Source organism: Arsukibacterium sp. (genome assembly GCF_041616895.1).
In the GTDB taxonomy this organism is placed as follows: Bacteria; Pseudomonadota; Gammaproteobacteria; order Enterobacterales; family Alteromonadaceae; genus Alishewanella.
Window position 1 is genome coordinate 1 of the sequence record NZ_JBFJPY010000064.1, and the last position, 18,817, is coordinate 18,817.

Consider the following 18,817-nt stretch of genomic DNA (forward strand, 5'->3'; position numbering starts at 1 on the left):
GATAGCAATCCGCTGGATACGTTTGAGCCTGCTGATCAATGGTTAGGTTTCCCCCAGGATGATTTTAGTGATATTGGCTTATTTAATGGTGAAGGTGGCGGACCAGTCGACCCGGATCCGGACTTTGATTTAAGCTGCGGCGCACCGTTTACGCCAATCCATCAGATCCAGGGCAACGGCGATACCAGCCCGCTAGTGGGGCAGACGCTGGTGGTTGAGGCGATTGTTACCCAAACGCTGCCAGGGCTGCGTGGCTTTAATATTCAATCGGCCTCGGTTGAGCAAGACAGCGATCCGTTAACCTCTGAAGGTGTATTCGTGTTCACCGGCAGTGATAACCTGGCAGTAGTTGCCGGCCAGCGCGTGAGATTGCAGGCTAAGGTTGCCGAGTTCTTTAGCATGACCCAGCTTACTGATCTTGTTGCCACTGTTGACTGTGGTGCTGCGACACTACCTGCAGCAACCGAATTACAATTACCGGTACCTGATATGGCTTACTGGGAGGCGCATGAAGGGATGCTGGTCAGCTTTTCAGAGCCGCTGACCGTAAATGAAACCTTTACGCTCGGCCGGTTTGGCGAGCTTACCTTAGCAAATGGCCGCCGCTTTACGCCTACTCAGGTTGTGGCTCCCGGGGCAGAGGCTATTGCCTTGGCCGCTGCGCAACAGCTAAACCGGATTATTCTGGACGATAACAGCACAGTACAGAACCCGGCGCTGGTGCCTTATCCGGCTCCGGGCCTGAGCGCAGCCAATCCGGTGCGCGGTGGTGATACTGTGGTGGGTTTAACCGGTACCTTATATTATTCGTTTAATGAATACCGGATTATGCCGAGCAGTCCGGTAACCATTCTGGCAGATAACCCAAGAAGCGTGGCTCCTTCATTACTGGCTGACGGTAACGTTAAAGTGGCCAGTTTTAACGTGCTTAATTACTTTAACGGTGACGGCATGGGCGGCGGTTTCCCCACCTCGCGCGGTGCAGATTCAGCGGTGGAGTTTGAACGCCAGCGTGCGAAAATTCTGGCTGCCATGGCAGGTTTGGACGCCAGCGTAATTGGCTTAATGGAGTTAGAAAATGATGGTTTTGCTACTACCTCTGCCATAGCTGATTTGGTGACAGGTTTGCGCCAGACAACGGGCCAGATGGATTGGCAATTTATACAGCCGCAGGTAAGCCCTATCGGTACCGATGAAATCGCAGTCGGCCTGCTGTACCGCGCAGATTTAATGGTGCCCACAGAAGTAGCACGGGTGCTTGATTCGGCTAATTCGGCAGTGGATAGCAGTGGTCAGCCACTATTTGATGACAGCCGTAACCGGCCTATGCTGGCGCAACGTTTCCGTTTACTGGAAAATAATGCTGAATTTGCGGTAATGGTTAACCACCTTAAGTCTAAAGGCTCGGGCTGTGGCGCTGCCGATGGTGATACCGGTGACGGGCAGGGCAATTGTAACATCAGCCGCACCCGGGCGGCCGAAGCGATTGGCGTTTTTGCTGAGCAATATTATGCTGATATTCCGGCGATGGTGATCGGTGACTTAAATGCTTATGCCAAAGAAGATCCGATAACAGCGCTTGCCGAGGCCGGCTATTACGACGTGTTTGACGTGCTGGGCAAAACAGCAAGCTATGGTTATGTGTTTCGGGGGCTTGCCGGTTCACTTGACCACGCCTTATTAAACCAGCATGCGCTGGAAGCATTAGCTGATGCGGATAAGTGGAATATTAACGCAGACGAACCGATAGCACTGGATTACAACGTTGAATTTAAGACCGAACAGCAGATTTTTGATTATTATGCTCCGGATGCGTATCGCTCATCTGATCATGATCCGGTTATCGTAGCCCTGCAGTTGGCACCGGTTTACCCTCCGGTAGACATCAGGCTGGAGCTTATCCGGGTTAACCGCGGCCGTTCCGGTGCGACTCTGGTGCAATTACGCTGGAGCAGTGATGTAGATCAGGCACTGACCCTGTACCGTGATGATAGCCCGGTAGCTACGCTAAGCCGGCCTGGTCGTTACAACGACCAATTCAAAAACCCTGCGATTAACAGCGCGACGTACCGCTTGTGTCTGGATGCAACTGCGCAGTGTTCAGAGCCGTTAGTGGTTAATTTTTAACGAAGGGTAATAACCAAAATAAGCGCTGTTGGAGTTTTGAGAATCCATCAGCTCTTCGTCATAAAAAAACCTGCCAGATGGCAGGTTTTTTTATTTTTTGATCCGCAAGGTTACGCAGCTTTGGTCTTTTTACTTTGTTGCTCATTCAATGCTTCAGCACCGTTAGGTTGCTGAGTCAGACTGTTGTCAGCTGCCAGATAATCCGGCTCAAAGTCATCAACATTAATTACAAATAAGCGACCTTCCTCGGCTAAGCGCAGTTTAGCGGCTTCTTCCTTACTGATAACACCCAGCTCCAAACCTAAATCTGCCACTTCATTTAAGCGGTAGAATGGCAGGCGCTTGTTGGCGGCTTTAGCGACCTTATCAAATAAAGGCTCTGCTGCCAGAATATCCAAAAGTACCTGCTCAACCCTACCTAACTGGTTGCCTGGTTCGTCCGTCAGGTACAAATGCAGGCCTAAGCGAGAGCGTGCTTCACACGGGGTTTGCATAATGCGGGCAACCTGATGCTCCACTTTGTCTGACGCCTTACGCAGGGTACGGCCCCATGGGAATACCACCCGCTTTAACACCACGCCTACAGCACGGTTCGGGAAGTTGTCAAACAACTCGTCTAACGCTAGCTGAGCTTTGGCCAGATTGTCTTCACAGGCCCACTGTACCAGTGGTAAATCCTGCACTTGCCGACCTTCATCGTTAAAGCGCTTTAACACCGCTGAGGTTAAATACAGCATACTTAAAATATCACCCAACCGGGCTGAGATCCGCTCGCGGCGTTTTAAATCGCCACCGAGGGTTGCCATTGCTACATCAGACATCAGGGCCATGGCAGCGCTAAAACGGTTCATCTGTTTGTAGTATTTCGTCGTTGCATCGTTATAAGGTGCATGGCTAAACATACCACCGGTTATTGACAACCAGAACGTGCGGAAGAAATTACTGATAGCAAAGCCGATATGGCCAAACACTGCTTTATCAAAGGCTGTTACTGCTGCGCCTTCGTCATCCATTTGCGCAGCTTGTAATTCTGCCAATACGTATGGGTGACAACGGATGGCACCCTGACCATAGATAATCATGTTACGGGTTAATATATTGGCACCTTCAACGGTAATTGCTACCGGCGCACCCTGATAACCACGGGCCAGATAGTTGTTCGGGCCCATACATATGCCCTTACCGCCATGCACGTCCATCGCATCGTTAATGGCACTGCGCATCCGCTCTGTCATGTGATACTTAGTGATGGCCGAAATGACTGAAGGCTTCTCACCTAAATCGATAGCACCCACCGACATGGTCGTTGAGGCGTCTGCCATATAGGCATAGCCGCCGATGCGGGCCATCGCTTCTTCGACGCCTTCCATTTTACCGATAGGCAATTTGAACTGACGACGAATACGGGCATAAGCGCCGGTAGCCATTGCCGCTGCTTTAATACCACCGGTGCTGTTAGAGGGCAGGGTAATCGCCCGGCCAATTGACAAGCACTCCATCAACATCTTCCAACCCTGGCCCGCCATTGACGCACCACCGATAATGTACTCCAACGGTACAAAAATGTTATCGCCTTGGGTAGGGCCGTTCTGAAATGGCACATTTAGCGGAAAGTGACGACGACCAATCTTAACGCCTGGGGTATTGGCTGGAATTAAGGCACAAGTAATACCTAATTCTTCCTTATCGCCTAACAGCTTTTCAGGATCGTATAACTTAAAGGCCAAACCTAATACCGTAGCAATAGGCGCCAGAGTAATATAACGCTTGTCCCAGGTAAGACGCATACCCAGTACTTCTTTACCTTGCCACTGCCCCTTAGTTACGATACCAAAATCAGGGATCGCGCCGGCATCAGAGCCTGCTTCCGGGCTGGTCAAAGCAAAACAAGGAACGTCCAGGCCTTTAGCCAGACGCGGTAAATAATGATTTTTCTGCTCGTCAGTACCATAGTGTTGCAACAACTCGCCGGGGCCTAAAGAATTAGGTACGCCAACGATGCTGGATAACATCATGCTTTTACTGGTTAATTTTTGCAGTACACAAGACTGGGCGAAGGCCGAGAATTCCAGACCACCATATTTCTTCGCAATAATCATCGCGAAAAAACCTTTGGTTTTCAGATAGTCGTAAACTTCAGGTGATAAATCAGCACGTTCATGAGTGCTGTGCCAGTCATCTACCATGGCCAGCAATTCTTCAACCGGGCCGTCCATGAAAGCTTGCTCTTCAGCACTTAACCGTGGCTTAGGGAAATTATGCATTTTGTGCCAGTCGGGGTTGCCACGAAACAAATCTGCTTCCCACCAGGTAGTACCGGCATCAATTGCTTCTTTTTCGGTAGTCGACATTTCCGGCATTATCTTGCGATACAGGCCCAATACTGGTTTGGTAATGTACTGCTGACGGACACTGGCAATATTTAATGGCAAGGCCAAAACTAAAAAAAGTAGCCAGGCAAAAGTACCGATGGTGTCGGTCAGGCTGCCTACTACTAATAACGCTGCAATGGCGGCGGTAAACATGGTTAGGCTGGCGCGATAGTACGCTAACACACCGATTGCCACGACGATGGCAACTATGAGTAAAAACACATTCATTGTTAACTCCTGATAAGAGGTCAGACCACTAGGGTTAAAGCTTAGATGGCTTTGGAAAAAGTTGCAAGCGATATCCGGCATTTCCTGCTGCAATTCTTTGCAAATTTAATCTAACAATAGTACTTACGGCCAGACAGGGCCTGCTAGCTCAGTCTGGCTGTCAATCAGACATTTGATTAGTGTAGCTCAAGGTAGACAGTTGGCGGCGCCAGCTTGTGCTGAACATGCAGCAAAGCAGGCGCGATAAGGGCTGGAGAGGTTTTTTATTCCGGGGCGATAAATTCAAGCTTGTGCAGTTGCACGTCAAATTGTTCAACATTATCTTCGCCACGCCATAAGCGGACCAGCATGTAATCAAGTTCTGGCGCTACCCAGGCGTAAACTTGTTTTTCCGGATCGTCCATTCTGGCTATACGTAAAGTATGCACTGTGCCGTAAGGCAAGGCTAATGGCTCTTCCATCACCACTTTATAATGGTAAGTTTTACTATTGCCATTGCGGTTTAACACGTCATAGAAGAATTCGGTTTTGCCAGCGCGCAAGTCAAGCACAAGTTGTTGATGATAGCTTAGCGGATCCAGCCAGTTATCCTGCCAGCTATCGGCTTTAAGTTCTTTTGATTTACCCACCAGCAATTGCTGTTTGACGGGATCCAGCTGCAACTCATAATGACGGCTAGGGCCGGAACCCTGACGTTTCATCACGTAATTAAGCGGTTGAATTTGTTGGTTTTCTACCAAAAATTCGCTGGTTTCCTGCCGTTTATCACTGAAGATCAGCCAGCTTATATCGCTGCTGTATCCCATCTGATAGCGGTCGTCATTAAATTTAAGATAGCGGTTTGCCTTACCATGATTTTTGCCGGCTCGGTACACCAGATAGTCGGCGCTAAAAAGACGAAATTGGCTAGCCTGATCAGCAGCAGAAGAAAGGGCAGTTTGAGCGTACGTTATTCCGGAAGTTGTTAGCAGGCTGGTAAACAGTAATGACGCCAGCAGGCGCCATTTAAGATTCGTCCTCATCGTTTGCATATCCTTGTTCCGACAATACATTATTATCTAACCATGCCTTATCGCCGCGTTGTTGTAAACGGTTTTGACAGAACCAGCGGATAACCAATGGATATAGCTGATGTTCCTGTTCATGTACCCGTGCCGCAATAGTAATGGCGTCATCTTCAGGGAAAACCGGCACCTTTGCTTGTAAAATTACCGGACCACCATCCAGCTGTTCAGTGACAAAATGCACGCTGCAGCCGTGTTCGCGATCACCGGCATCAATTGCGCGCTGGTGTGTATTCAATCCCTGATACTTCGGCAATAAAGACGGATGAATGTTCAATAATTTTCCAGCATAGTGGCTGACAAAGCCTGCGGTGAGGATCCGCATAAAACCAGCAAGCACCACTAAATCAGCCTGGTAACTGTCTATTAACGTCATTAACTCTTTATCGTAAGCGTCGCGGCTGGCAAAGTTTTTATGGCTTAGTGCATGGTTGGCAATGTCAGCATCAGCGGCCCGTTGCAAACCGTAAACGCCAATTTTGTTGGATATCACCGCAGTTACCCGGCCAGCGATAAAACCGCTGGCACAGGCATCAATCACCGCTTGTAAATTAGAACCGTTACCTGAAATCAGTACTACTATCGATTTCATTGTTGGCCTATTCGTTGATAATCACGAGTTCTTCACCGGTAGCCGCGTCCTGAATTTCACCCAGGTGCCAGGCCGTTTCGCCTGCCGCTGTTAAGCTGGCCAACGCCTGCTCCAGTTTTGCAGCGGGCACAACCAGCATCATACCGACCCCACAGTTAAAGGTACGATACATTTCGTGGCGGCTGATATTGCCTTGTTGCTGTAACCAGTTAAAAATGGCGGGCCATTGCCAGCTGTTACCGTTAATGACGGCTTTGGTATTTTCAGGTAATACCCGTGGGATATTTTCCCAGAAACCACCACCGGTAATATGGCACAGCGCATGTACCGGCATTTCTTTGATTAACGCCAGCAGGTTTTTTACGTAAATGCGGGTCGGCTCCAGCAAATGGTCTGCCAGACTTTTTCCTTCCAGCAGGGTGTCGGCCGATTGACCGCTTACTTCCAGTACTTTACGTACCAGGGAAAAGCCATTTGAGTGCGGCCCGGATGAAGCCAGCGCAATAAGCTGATCACCTGCTTTAACTTTGCTGCCATCAATAATGTCGGCTTTTTCTACCACGCCAACGCAAAAGCCGGCTATGTCATAGTCTTCGCCATGGTACATACCCGGCATTTCGGCTGTTTCGCCACCGACCAGGGCGCAACCTGATTGCACACAACCTTCGGCAATACCTGCAACCACAGCGGAGGCGGTGTTCACGTCGAGCTTGCCTGTTGCGTAGTAATCAAGGAAAAACAGTGGCTCTGCTCCCTGAACGACTAAATCGTTTACGCACATAGCAACCAGGTCGATGCCGACACCATCGTGTCGTTTTAAATCCATGGCCAACCGCAGTTTAGTGTCAACACCGTCGGTTCCTGACACTAAAACCGGCTCCTTATAACCTGCCGGAATCTGACATAAGGCGCCAAAACCCCCTAAGCCTCCCATGACTTCCGGACGGGTGGTGCGTTTAACTGCACCTTTAATCCGTTCTACCAGGGCGTTGCCGGCATCTATATCAACTCCGGCGTCTTTGTAGCTTAAAGATGTATTATGCTCGCTCACGGCTTTCCTCGATTGGCTGTATTGGTTGGCTTAATCGGCGCGTATTTTACCTGTATAATGGCGCAGACAAAAGCATTACTGCATTACATTTGCAGCGGCTTGTTTTACATAGTTAGCCACCAGAATGGCATTGTCCTGGGTGATCTTATGGTAACATACTGAAGCAAATGGAAATTCTTTGTCTGATAGCTGAACTGAAATAAATGGTGCTGATGGATCTGCAGTGTTGTTATGCCAGTTGCCGCCGTAATTAGCGATAAACACTTCACCAATATAAGCGCCAATAATGTTAGTTAAGGTAAATATTAGCTCTGATGAATGACTTTGCTGCTGTTGACGCTGATGTAAGGTTGATAGCACGGTATCAATGTCTGTAAGACTGGCCAGCGAGAAATCCAGAGTGAGTTTATGTTCCTCGGCAATATAGCTAACAGCATCCCGAGCAGCGTCTTGCATCAGCTTTGTAATATCAACACTTTGCATAAAGATCCTTATTTAAGATGTTCAGCCAGAATTAACTGGCGTAATTGTTTGCTGCCGGGGCCTAATGTTTCTTCCTGCGGTGTTAACAAGGACATAGGAACCAGCCGCTCTGAACTGTTACTCAGCTGTATTTGGACCAACTCGCCCTTTGCCAGGGCCGAGGCGACGGTAAAGTCAGGCAGCCAGCAAAACCCCAGACCCAGTTGCAAAATTTCGATGGCTTCGTTGAAATTATCGACTGTCCAGCGTTGCTCGGCTTTTAACCAGCCGATATTTTCCAGTGGTTTTTGCGCGGTATCGCGAATAACAATCTGTAAATACTGGCTTAGCTGATTTTGATCTAACCTAAGCTGATGTGCCAGCTCATGTCCGGCACCCACCACCGCAATAAAACGGCTAACGTATAAAGGTTCGCTCAGATAACCTTTAGGAACGATACCTGCGATGACTAAATCTGCTTTTTTCTGCACAATAATTTCACTGGTGCCGGTTAAAACAGTATCAATAATTTGTACCCTGCTCCCACGGCTTAAAGGGTAAAATGTTTGTAAAGCACGGTATAAAAAGTGCTTGGGGTAAGCCAGTTCTACCGCAATTCTGATTTCCGGTTCCCAGCCTTGCTCAATATTATCGGCTAATAGCTCCAGATCTTCAATTTGCTGGGTCAGTACCCTTGAGCGCCGCAACATCACTTCGCCAGCATCGGTAAGCTGTGCTTTGCGACCGATTACCTCCAACAGTTCTACCCCCAATTGTGACTGCAGTTTGGCTACCGCATGATTGAGTGAGGACTGGCTTTTATTCAGTAATTCAGCGGCCTGCGCATAACCACCGGCATCGACAACTGCCTGCAAAATGCGCCATTGTTCCAGAGTTGATCGAGGGCGGTAGGGCATATAAAGCCGGGTCCTGTAGCAATTTAAACAGTGGCAATAATCACGGCACGTTGTGGCGCCGGATAACCTTCAATCGTTTTACTATGGTCAGTCAGGTCAAGAAAATCAATTAAACTTTCATTTTCCATCCACGGGGTGGCTCGCTGTTCTTCCAGCGTAGTCGTATTTAAATCAACTACTTTGGGGTTTTTAAAGCCAAGCCGTCTTAGCCAGTGGCACAACGCCAGTGTGCTGGGAAGAAACCAGACATTGCGCATTTTGGCGTACCGCTCGCCCGGCACCAGCACGGTATTTTCGTCACCTGCTACTACCAGGGTTTCCAGGATCAGTTCGCCACCCGGGCGCAACTGTTGTTTTAACTGGTGCAGAAAATCTACTGGTGAGCGCCTATGGTATAACACGCCCATCGAAAATACCGTATCAAACTGGGCCAGGGGGGGCATATCGTCAATGCCTATCGGTATCAGATGGACTTCCGGGTCCGGATTAAAATGCTTAATCGCCTGAAACTGGCTGTAGAACAATTGGGATGGGTCAATACCTACTACAAAACTAGCGCCTGCACCGCGCATCCGCCATAAGTGATAGCCACTGCCACAACCTACATCGAGCACATAACGCCCCTGTAATGGACTGATATGCGGCAACACCCGATCCCATTTAAAATCTGAGCGCCACTCTGTGTCAATATCAATGCCATGAATAGAAAACGGCCCTTTGCGCCAGGGCTTAAGTTGTTGCAGTAGATAGCGGATCCGCTCCGCTTCACCGGCACTGATGTCGGCCGGAGCACCAAATTGCACAGCGTTGCTAAGCTCAAGCGTGCTGATGGTTGTTGCTGGCAAGTGGCTAACGACTTTTTGCCACTGTTTAAAATCACCGTGCAATGCATGGTTTTGCCACTGTGCTAACTGTGCTGGCAGGGTTTGCAGCCAGTCATGCAGTTTGTTAGTGGCTAACTTAGCGTAGAAGGGGGTGAAGTCGAGCATGCAGTATTCCTGTAAGTGTCAGCCTATTAATGTTATTTAACCGCGAGCATAGAGCAAAAATTAAAACACTGAAACCACAAGCTTTGCTCACTAAATCCCGCATGTTGTAGCCGTTGCTGATGTTGCGCCAGGGTATCGGGCTTCATCACGTTTTCCAGTGCAGAGCGTTTCTGACTGATCTCCAGCTCGCTATAACCATTGGCGCGTTTGAAATCCAGATGTAAATCCACTAACAGGCTGTTAGTAGCGTTACTGTGGGCGATAAATTTTTCTGACAAAATGAGTAAGCCACCCGGTTTTAAGCCTTGATATATTTTAGTTATCAAGGCATCCCGATCTTCGGGTGCCAAAAATTGCAGGGTAAAATTAATGACCACAACTGCTGCATCTTTGATTGGAATATCGCGAATGTCAGCGAGTTCAAGACGGATCGGAACTTCAGATCGAAACGCCAGTAAATGTCGTTCACAACGCTCCAGCATGGCTTTGCTGTTATCCACTGCAATCAGTTGGGCGCCCGCGACCGTAATATTGCGACGCATCGCCAGGCTTGCTGTACCGAGTGAGCAACCCAAATCATAAAAGTTACTTGCGGGTTGCTGAAAACGAGCGGTTAATTTGCCGATGGTTTGGATAATCGTCTGATAACCTGGAATGGAGCGTTGAATCATGTCAGGAAAGACTTCTGCTACCTGGTCATCAAACCGAAAATCCTGGATCTGAGCCAGAGGCTCGGCGTAAATATGATCTTTTTGCATAGAAAAAAGCACCAATGCTGCGCGGGATGCGCTAATAAAGCGCAATACAATAGGTGAGTAGTTTACCTTAATTGTGACGGGCCGCCAAAAGCAAACTGCGTGGCCAATCTAAATGATGTTCCGCCTTATGACACTGCTTGACCCGGACCGGTAGTAAGGGTACAACAACATTATTTGAACAATCAATTTAAACCCATGATAAGACGTTTTTTGCGGGTTATTACCGGATTGCTGTTGTGGATTATAAGCACAACTGGCACCAGTGCTGAGCCCGACAAGTTAACTGTGGCGCTTAGCAGTGACACTTATCCTTATATGTTTGTTAATGAGCAAGGTCAGCCTGACGGCCTGATTGTGGACTACTGGCGTATTATTGGTGAACAGCAGCAGATAAAAATTGATTTTGTTATGGCCGACTGGCCAGAAACCGTGGCGCTGTTAAATGCTGGCAAGGTAGATTTTCACGGCGGTATGGCCTATACCGAACAACGCTCTGTTGCATATCAGTTACACAGTATTAACATCACCATCTACAGCAATATCTTCGTTCACCGGGATTTACTTAATGTAGTAACACTTGCCGACTTAACACCGTACGCGATTGGTGTTTTAGAAAATTCCAGTCATGTACCCACTCTCGAAAGACAACTGCCAGAAGCTCCACTGCGCATTTTTAAAACCGCAACGCAAGTATATAACGCGGCGTTAGCAGGACAGTTAAAAGCCTTCGCTAGTCTTGACCGGCTACCACCGCGGTATGAAAAGTATGAAGAGCTAAACAAACAATTTCCGCTTTATAAAAAAATTCCTTTGCAGGCAATAGACTTAGTTTTCGGCGTGCCACTTGATTCGCCATACGGCAGCCTACTTAAAGATTATACCGAGGCTGTATCCTTAGATACGCTAAACGAGCTGGAGCGCAAATGGTTGGGTTTTGCAGCAGCTAAAGATGATACATTATTACTGGGTTTAGCCATCTCTAACCCGCCGTACATGAACGTTTCCTCGCAGGGCGAGCCGACGGGTTTACTGGTTGAGCTGTGGCGGCTTTGGTCAGAAAAAACCGGTATTAGTGTGGCTTTTGTGCCGGATAGCGCATTAAACAGCCTGACCAGTCTGGCAAACCGGCGGACCGACGCTCATATCGGTTTTCCGGATATCGATGACCTTAACCCTCAACTGACCAAGGCATATCACATTTATAGTTTCAGCTCTGCTTATTACAAGTTAAAAAAAAGTACGCAACAACCGCTAAGCAGCGACAGTGAAGCCAGGGTGGGGGTTTTTTCCTTCGCAACCTATCTTGAGGAGTTACAACAACAATATCCCAAAGTCGTTTTCAGCCGCTATCCAAGTACAGAAAGCATTACCAATGCGGTGATAAACGGTGAAATCGACGGTTTTTTTGGCGCTGGAGCGGTGATTGATGCCAGACTCAGGCAGTTAAATTTGTGGGATGATTTTGTCGAATCCCCAACTACACAGTTTTATGCACCGTTATATGTATTGGTGCATAACGACAACACTGAGCTTGCGGAAAAAATTAGTGACGGCTTTAATCAAATCAGCTTAGCTGAATTAGAACAAGTGGAACAAAAATGGATTGCTGCATCCGAACTGCGTTATTTCAGCAGTTTTAAAAACAATATACCGTTACATTCAGATGAGCGTCAGTGGTTGGAACAACATAACCTGCTGCGGGTTGGGCTTATCAGCAACTGGCCGCCAATGGAGTTTGTTGATGACAATGGTAATATTGCTGGCGTCAGTCATGAAGTGTTGCAGCTGCTGTCAGAGCGCCTGAACATAAGGTTTGACATACATGTTTATGACAATTTTGAGACTATTCTACATGATTTAGAAAACGGTAAATTGGACTTAGTCACAAATGTCGTTCCGAAACCGGAGCGACGTTCCTACGCCCACTTTACTGAGCCATTTTGGTCAGTAAAATGGGCGGTAATTGGTCATGTGAACGGCGAAAATATCGACAGTATACGGCAGCTCAGTGGCAAACGAGTGGCTGTTTTTAAAGACTATCAGTTGGCGCAGCAATTAGCAGGACTGGTTAAAAATGTTGACGTAGTTCGGATGAACAACGTTAAAGACGGTATCCGTATGCTGCAGGGAAATCAGGTTGATTTTGTGCTGGAATCATTAGAGGCAGGTAGCCGGGCACTGACTGAGTCAAATTTGATTAACTTGCGCATGCAGGTTATTGATGATGTGCCCGATTACCCTTCGCTGATAGCAGTTCGCAAAGATTATCAGCCACTTGTTACCATTTTAAACAAAGGACTGCGCAGCATAAGTGAAGCCGAACGTAACGAGATTTACCAGCATTGGTTCGATTTTGAGATTACCCAGGGTATCGATAGCAAACGGGTGCAGCAGATAATCTGGCAGGTAGTGGCAATAACCCTGGTCTTTTTAACCCTGTTTACTATTTGGAATTTATTTTTACGCCGGGAAGTCAGTCTGCGCCGGGAGGCCGAACATAAAATGCGGCATATGGCCACCCATGATGAGTTAACCGGCTTGCCAAACCGTAGCCTGCTTAAAGAGCGGATTGATCAGGCGCTGGAGCAGCATAGTCGTCATAACGAAATTTTAGCGGTGCTTTTTATCGATCTTGATGGCTTTAAAGAAGTCAATGACAAATATGGTCATGATGCAGGTGATGAGTTATTACTGAAACTTGCGGTAGTCATGGATAACTGTGTGCGAAAAAGTGATACGGTGGCCCGTTTTGGCGGCGATGAATTTGTTGTACTGCTGACTGCACTGTTGCACCCTGATGATGCCGCCATTGTCGCAGAGAAAATCGTGTTTCAGCTAAGTCAGCCGCTGCAGCTATCTTTTGCCCAGATTAAGGTGGGCGCCAGCATTGGTATTGCGATTTACCCGCACGATGCTACCGACAGCAGTGCGCTGCTAAAACAAGCTGATAAACAAATGTATCTGGCCAAGCAGCAAGGCAAGAATAGTTACAGTTTTACTGAACGAGAGTTTTCGTGAACGGGCAGTGACATTAAGCGCTATTTCTATATAATTGGCGGTCATTTTACAGCAGCTGACCAACGAGATATAAGGAAGGGTTAATGCGTAGCCATTACTGTGGTTTTTTAAGTGCCCAACAGGCCGGGCAACAGGTTTCATTGTGTGGCTGGGTTAACCGGCGCCGGGATCTCGGTGGCGTTATCTTTATCGATTTGCGTGACCGCGAAGGTATGGTTCAGGTTATTTGTGATCCGGATTTAACGGAATTGTTTGACCTGGCTTACACCTTGAGAAATGAGTATTGCATTCAGGTAACCGGCGAGGTACGTCTGCGCCCGGCGTCACAAATTAATGCCGATATGGCAACCGGTGAAGTTGAAGTTTATGCCAGCGGCTTAACGATACTGAACAAAGCAGCGCCGCTGCCGCTGGATTTTAATCATGACAACAGTGAAGAGCAGCGCCTGAAATACCGCTACCTGGATTTACGCCGGCCCGTGATGAGCGAACGGTTAAAATTCCGGGCCAAAGTGACCAGTTTTGTGCGTAACTTTATGGATGGTAATGGCTTTTTAGACGTTGAGACCCCGATCCTGACTAAAGCGACGCCAGAAGGCGCCCGCGATTATCTGGTGCCAAGCCGTACTCACAAAGGTCAGTTTTTCGCCCTGCCACAGTCACCTCAGTTGTTTAAACAATTGTTGATGATGTCTGGGCTTGATCGTTACTATCAAATCGTCAAATGTTTCCGCGATGAAGATTTACGGGCAGATCGCCAGCCAGAGTTTACTCAGATAGATATTGAAACCTCGTTTATGAGTGCTGAGCAAGTGATGGCAGTAACTGAACAAATGGTTCACCAATTGTTTTTACAGTTACTGGACGTCGATCTGGGAGATTTCCCGCAAATGACCTTTCATGAGGCCATGCGGTTGTATGGCTCTGATAAGCCGGATTTACGCAACCCCATGCAGTTTGTCGATATTGCCGATCTGGTTAAACAGGTTGAGTTCAACGTGTTTTCCGGCCCGGCGAATGATCCAAAAGGGCGGGTTGTTGCACTAAAAGTGCCTGCGGCTGCCGATAAGGTATCGCGCAAGGATATTGATAACTACACCAGCTTTGTCGGTATATACGGTGCTAAAGGCCTGGCCTGGATGAAGGTAAACGATGCCAGTGCCGGGATCGATGGCGTGCAATCGCCGGTGGCGAAATTTTTAACTGCCGACATTGTCAGCAATATTTTGCAGCGCACAGCGGCTGTAGACGGCGACATGATTTTCTTTGGTGCTGCCAGTTACAAAGTGGTGTGTGAAGCCATGGGGGCATTGCGGCTGAAACTGGGCGACGATTTAGGCATAACGGTGCCGGGCTGGAAGCCACTGTGGGTGGTAGATTTCCCCATGTTCGAAGAGAACGACGATGGCAGCCATACTGCCGTGCATCATCCTTTTACCTCACCGCTGGATACCGCTGGCTTTTTAGCGACCCCGCAAGGGCAGCTTGATCATACCAATTTATTATCAAACGCTTATGATATGGTGTTAAACGGTACTGAATTGGGGGGCGGCTCTGTCCGTATTCATAGTGCTGAGGTACAGGCCAAAGTATTTAAATTGCTGGGGATCAGTGATGAAGAGGCCACCGAAAAGTTTGGTTTCTTGCTCGAAGCATTAAAATTCGGAGCACCACCACATGCAGGTTTAGCATTTGGTTTAGACAGACTGGTTATGCTGATGACCGGCGCCACGTCAATTCGCGATGTGATGGCCTTTCCGAAAACGGCGACCGCAGCCTGTCCGCTTACTGATGCACCGGGTGAAGCCAATAGTGCGCAACTGGCCGAATTAAGTATTCAGGTTATCAGCAAAGCGCAGTAACAGCATACTGTCGCTGTATAGATCGTTGTATGTAGATATACCCGGTACTTTATTGACCTGCGTCGGCACATTGCCGGCGCAGGGCGTTTACCGCAAGCGAGGAGTCAAATATGGCCGGCCATAGCAAATGGGCGAACATGAAGCATCGCAAAGCCCGCCAGGATGCTAAAAAAAGTAAAATATTCACCAAAATTATTCGTGAGCTGACCGTCTCGGCCCGCAGCAATCCTGATATTAGTGCTAACCCGCGGCTTCGTCTGGCAGTGGATAAAGCGTTATCAGAAAATATGACCAGAGACACCATTGATCGGGCGATCAAGCGCGGTGCAGGTGCTACAGAAGGTGAGAATTACGAAGAGTTAGTATACGAAGGCTACGGTCCGAATGGCGTTGCTATTATTGTTGAAACGATGACCGACAATAATAAAAGAACGGTCGCTGATGTACGCAACGCCTTTACCAAAAATGGTGGCAACCTGGGGACTTCAGGCTCGGTCGGGTATTTATTTGCCCGCCGCGGAGTGCTGTTGTTTGCGCCCGGGGTAGACGAAGATAAGTTGCTTGATGTGGCCCTGGAAGCAGGTGCTGAAGATGTTCAAAACCATGAGGATGGCAGTACTGAGGTATTTACCAGCCCTGAACATTACAACGATATTAAAGATCACTTAGCCGCGGCGGGCTTTACTGCTGACAATGCCGAAATAGATATGATCCCCTCTATTCGTGCCCAGGTTGATGCAGACAATGTTGGCCGGTTTTTTAAATTGATTGATATGCTCGAAGATTCTGATGATGTGCAGAATGTGTATCACAATGCCGACATAAATGACGATTTCATGAACGAGCATAGTGGCTAGTGAACATTATTCTGGGGATTGACCCCGGCAGTCGTCTAACCGGCTATGGAGTGGTGCGCCAGCAAGGCAACAAATTTGTCTATATGGCCAGTGGTTGCATCAGGCTGGGATCGGATGAACTGCCAGAGCGTTTAATCCGGATTTTCAACGGGATTTCCGAGATCATTACCCAAACTCAGCCCACTATATTTGCTATTGAGCAGGTATTTATGGCCCGTAATCCCGATTCGGCACTTAAGCTTGGCCAGGCACGTGGTGCGGCCATTGTCGCTGCTAAACACGCTGGGTTACAGGTGTTTGAGTACTCAGCGCGACAGGTAAAACAGGCGGTAGTTGGCACAGGCGCTGCTGACAAAGCTCAGGTGCAGCATATGGTTCGCTCGTTGTTGCAGCTTAGCGCCAGCCCACAGGCTGATGCCGCCGATGCGCTTGCTGTCGCGCTATGCCATGGTCATACGCAGCAAAGCTTGGTAGCATTAGCTGGCCAGGCAAGGAAAACCGTGCGCCGCCGCTTGCGCTGAAATCCCGGTTTAAGCTGGCGAATACCGATTCTTGCCAACATATAAACTAATAAAATAAGAAGAAGCGCTGCCTGATGATTGGACGTTTAAAAGGTGTACTACTAGAAAAGCAGGCTCCTGATATTTTGCTGGACGTTGCCGGCGTTGGCTATGAAGTACAATTACCCATGACCAGCTTTTACCAGCTGCCTGAGCCCGGCGAGCAGGTGATTATTTTCACCCATTTTGTGGTGCGCGAAGATGCTCAGCTGCTTTATGGTTTTATCACCAGTACCGAGCGTAGTTTGTTTCGTCAGTTGATAAAAGCTAACGGTGTCGGTCCAAAACTGGCCCTGACCATTTTGTCAGGAATGACCGCCCAGCAGTTTGTCCATTGCGTGCTGCATGACGAAATCAGTACCCTGGTAAAATTGCCCGGAGTAGGTAAAAAAACTGCCGAGCGCTTAGTAATAGAAATGCGTGACCGGCTAAAAGATTGGGGCGTGAGCAGCACGCCGGTAACAGATCGGTTAACACTGAATGCCGATGAGGCGATTTTTGCGCCGCCGGCAAGTGCAGAGCAAGATGCGTTAAGTGCATTGCTGGGGCTGGGCTACAGTCAGGCTCAGGCCAGTAAAGCGGTAAAATTAGTGAAACGCGCCGACATGAGCAGTGAGCAACTGATCATGGCTGCCCTTAAGAGTATGGTATAGCCAGGATGATTGAAGCTGATCGAATGATCCAGGGCACTGCGACCCGCGAAGATGAAGTAATTGACCGGGCCATCCGGCCAAAAACTCTGGCCGATTACACCGGACAGCAACATGTGCGTGAACAGATGGCTATTTTTATCGAGGCGGCGAGGGGGCGTGGCGATCCTCTGGACCATTTATTAATTTTTGGTCCGCCAGGCCTGGGCAAAACTACCCTGGCAATGATTGTTGCCAATGAAATGGGGGTAAATATTAAAAGCACCTCCGGTCCGGTACTGGAAAAGGCCGGAGACTTAGCGGCACTGCTTACTAATCTTGAACAAAACGATGTGTTGTTTATTGATGAGATACATCGTTTAAGCCCGGTGGTAGAAGAAATTTTATATCCGGCGATGGAAGATTATCAGCTGGATATTATGATAGGTGAGGGCCCGGCTGCCCGCTCTATCAAGCTCGAACTGCCACCTTTTACTCTGATAGGCGCCACCACCCGCGCCGGCGCGCTGACCTCGCCGCTACGTGACCGTTTTGGTATTGTGCAGCGGCTGGAGTTTTATAAAGTGGATGAGCTTAGCGACATTATTCAACGCTCAGCGCACTACCTGAATTTAACGCTCGATAAAGAGGCCGCAACGGAAATTGCCCGTCGCTCCAGGGGAACGCCCCGGATTGCCAACCGCTTGCTGCGCCGGGTACGGGATTATGCTCAGGTTAAATCAGACGGGACCGTATCAGTGGCAGTCGCTGCGCAAGCGCTGCAAATGGTAGATGTGGATGCAGAAGGTTTTGATTATATGGATCGCAAGCTGATCCTGGCCATTATTGATAAATTTATGGGCGGCCCGGTTGGTCTTGACAACTTAGCTGCGGCAATTGGTGAAGAAAAAGAAACCATTGAAGATGTGATTGAGCCTTTTTTAATTCAGCAGGGCTTTATTCAGCGCACGCCACGTGGCCGAATCGCCTCGCCCCGTGCCTATCAGCACTTTGGCTTCGACTTACCAAAATCAGATTAAATTCGAAGTATCCGCCAACTAGAACAAATTGTATTCGCTAACGAGTTGGTGTTATAGCAAGGCGGCAAGTGAAAGAATCTTCCTGAGCATAGTTGCCTATGCGATGAAGTGAGTGAGCGCTGCCAACAACGCTGCAGCGCCAAATAGGACGTAGGGTATTCGCTAACGAGTTGGTGGTGCAGCTAGACGGCAAGTGAAAGAATCTTCCTGAGCATAGTTGCCTATGCGATGAAGTGAGTGAGCGCTGCCAACAACGCTGCAGCGCCAAATAGGACGCGAATAAAAAAAAGC

At 48.5% G+C, this 18,817-nt stretch carries 15 protein-coding genes; 7 read left to right on the forward strand and 8 right to left on the reverse strand.

All coding sequences use genetic code 11. From position 1 onward, the window contains the following. On the forward strand, positions 1-2,127 hold a 2,127-nt coding region (locus ABY802_RS11380; RefSeq protein WP_372627174.1), incomplete at its 5' end, for an ExeM/NucH family extracellular endonuclease. Between the two features lie 110 nt (positions 2,128-2,237). On the opposite strand, the gene fadE is transcribed toward ABY802_RS11380, so the two are convergent. The 8 genes from fadE to cmoA form a co-directional block, all read right to left on the reverse strand. Continuing rightward, complete coding sequence (fadE, locus tag ABY802_RS11385; protein ID WP_372627176.1) at positions 2,238-4,727, reverse strand: acyl-CoA dehydrogenase FadE; 2,490 nt, start codon at positions 4,725-4,727, stop codon at positions 2,238-2,240. 263 nt (positions 4,728-4,990) lie between these two features. Beyond that, on the reverse strand, positions 4,991-5,749 hold the full coding sequence (locus ABY802_RS11390; RefSeq protein WP_372627178.1) for a DUF3108 domain-containing protein: 759 nt from the start codon (positions 5,747-5,749) through the stop codon (positions 4,991-4,993). Further along, positions 5,733-6,383 (reverse strand): phosphoribosylglycinamide formyltransferase, encoded by a 651-nt coding sequence (gene purN, locus ABY802_RS11395; protein WP_372627179.1) that lies wholly within the window; start codon positions 6,381-6,383, stop codon positions 5,733-5,735. The genes ABY802_RS11390 and purN overlap by 17 nt, the downstream gene beginning before the upstream one ends. 7 nt (positions 6,384-6,390) lie before the next feature. After that, positions 6,391-7,434, reverse strand: a complete 1,044-nt coding sequence (gene purM / locus ABY802_RS11400; protein WP_372627181.1) for a phosphoribosylformylglycinamidine cyclo-ligase — start codon at positions 7,432-7,434, stop codon at positions 6,391-6,393. Positions 7,435-7,509: 75 nt separating this feature from the next. Continuing rightward, entirely contained in the window at positions 7,510-7,917 is a 408-nt protein-coding gene (locus ABY802_RS11405; RefSeq protein ID WP_372627183.1) for a hypothetical protein, read from the reverse strand. Positions 7,918-7,925: 8 nt separating this feature from the next. After that, the gene (locus ABY802_RS11410) at positions 7,926-8,813 is read right to left on the reverse strand and encodes a LysR family transcriptional regulator (protein WP_372627185.1); all 888 of its coding nucleotides are present in this window, start codon (positions 8,811-8,813) and stop codon (positions 7,926-7,928) included. A gap of 23 nt (positions 8,814-8,836) precedes the next feature. Continuing rightward, entirely contained in the window at positions 8,837-9,802 is a 966-nt protein-coding gene (gene cmoB / locus ABY802_RS11415) for a tRNA 5-methoxyuridine(34)/uridine 5-oxyacetic acid(34) synthase CmoB (protein ID WP_372627187.1), read from the reverse strand. 32 nt (positions 9,803-9,834) lie between these two features. Continuing rightward, entirely contained in the window at positions 9,835-10,560 is a 726-nt protein-coding gene (gene cmoA / locus ABY802_RS11420) for a carboxy-S-adenosyl-L-methionine synthase CmoA (protein ID WP_372627189.1), read from the reverse strand. Between the two features lie 195 nt (positions 10,561-10,755). Here cmoA and ABY802_RS11425 point away from each other — a divergent pair, with 195 nt between their 5' ends. The 6 genes from ABY802_RS11425 to ruvB all read left to right on the forward strand — a co-directional run bounded on the left by ABY802_RS11425 (position 10,756) and on the right by ruvB (position 18,526). Next, entirely contained in the window at positions 10,756-13,578 is a 2,823-nt protein-coding gene (locus tag ABY802_RS11425; RefSeq protein ID WP_372627190.1) for a transporter substrate-binding domain-containing protein, read from the forward strand. Positions 13,579-13,661: 83 nt separating this feature from the next. Continuing rightward, on the forward strand, positions 13,662-15,440 hold the full coding sequence (gene aspS, locus ABY802_RS11430) for an aspartate--tRNA ligase (RefSeq protein WP_372627192.1): 1,779 nt from the start codon (positions 13,662-13,664) through the stop codon (positions 15,438-15,440). 110 nt (positions 15,441-15,550) lie between these two features. Continuing rightward, positions 15,551-16,297: a YebC/PmpR family DNA-binding transcriptional regulator gene (locus ABY802_RS11435; protein WP_372627194.1), complete on the forward strand. Its 747-nt coding sequence runs from the start codon at positions 15,551-15,553 to the stop codon at positions 16,295-16,297. Beyond that, entirely contained in the window at positions 16,297-16,818 is a 522-nt protein-coding gene (gene ruvC / locus ABY802_RS11440) for a crossover junction endodeoxyribonuclease RuvC (protein WP_372627195.1), read from the forward strand. The genes ABY802_RS11435 and ruvC overlap by 1 nt, the downstream gene beginning before the upstream one ends. A gap of 74 nt (positions 16,819-16,892) precedes the next feature. Continuing rightward, entirely contained in the window at positions 16,893-17,510 is a 618-nt protein-coding gene (gene ruvA / locus ABY802_RS11445; RefSeq protein ID WP_372627197.1) for a Holliday junction branch migration protein RuvA, read from the forward strand. Between the two features lie 5 nt (positions 17,511-17,515). Beyond that, on the forward strand, positions 17,516-18,526 hold the full coding sequence (gene ruvB, locus ABY802_RS11450; RefSeq protein WP_372627199.1) for a Holliday junction branch migration DNA helicase RuvB: 1,011 nt from the start codon (positions 17,516-17,518) through the stop codon (positions 18,524-18,526). Positions 18,527-18,817: the final 291 nt, after the last annotated feature.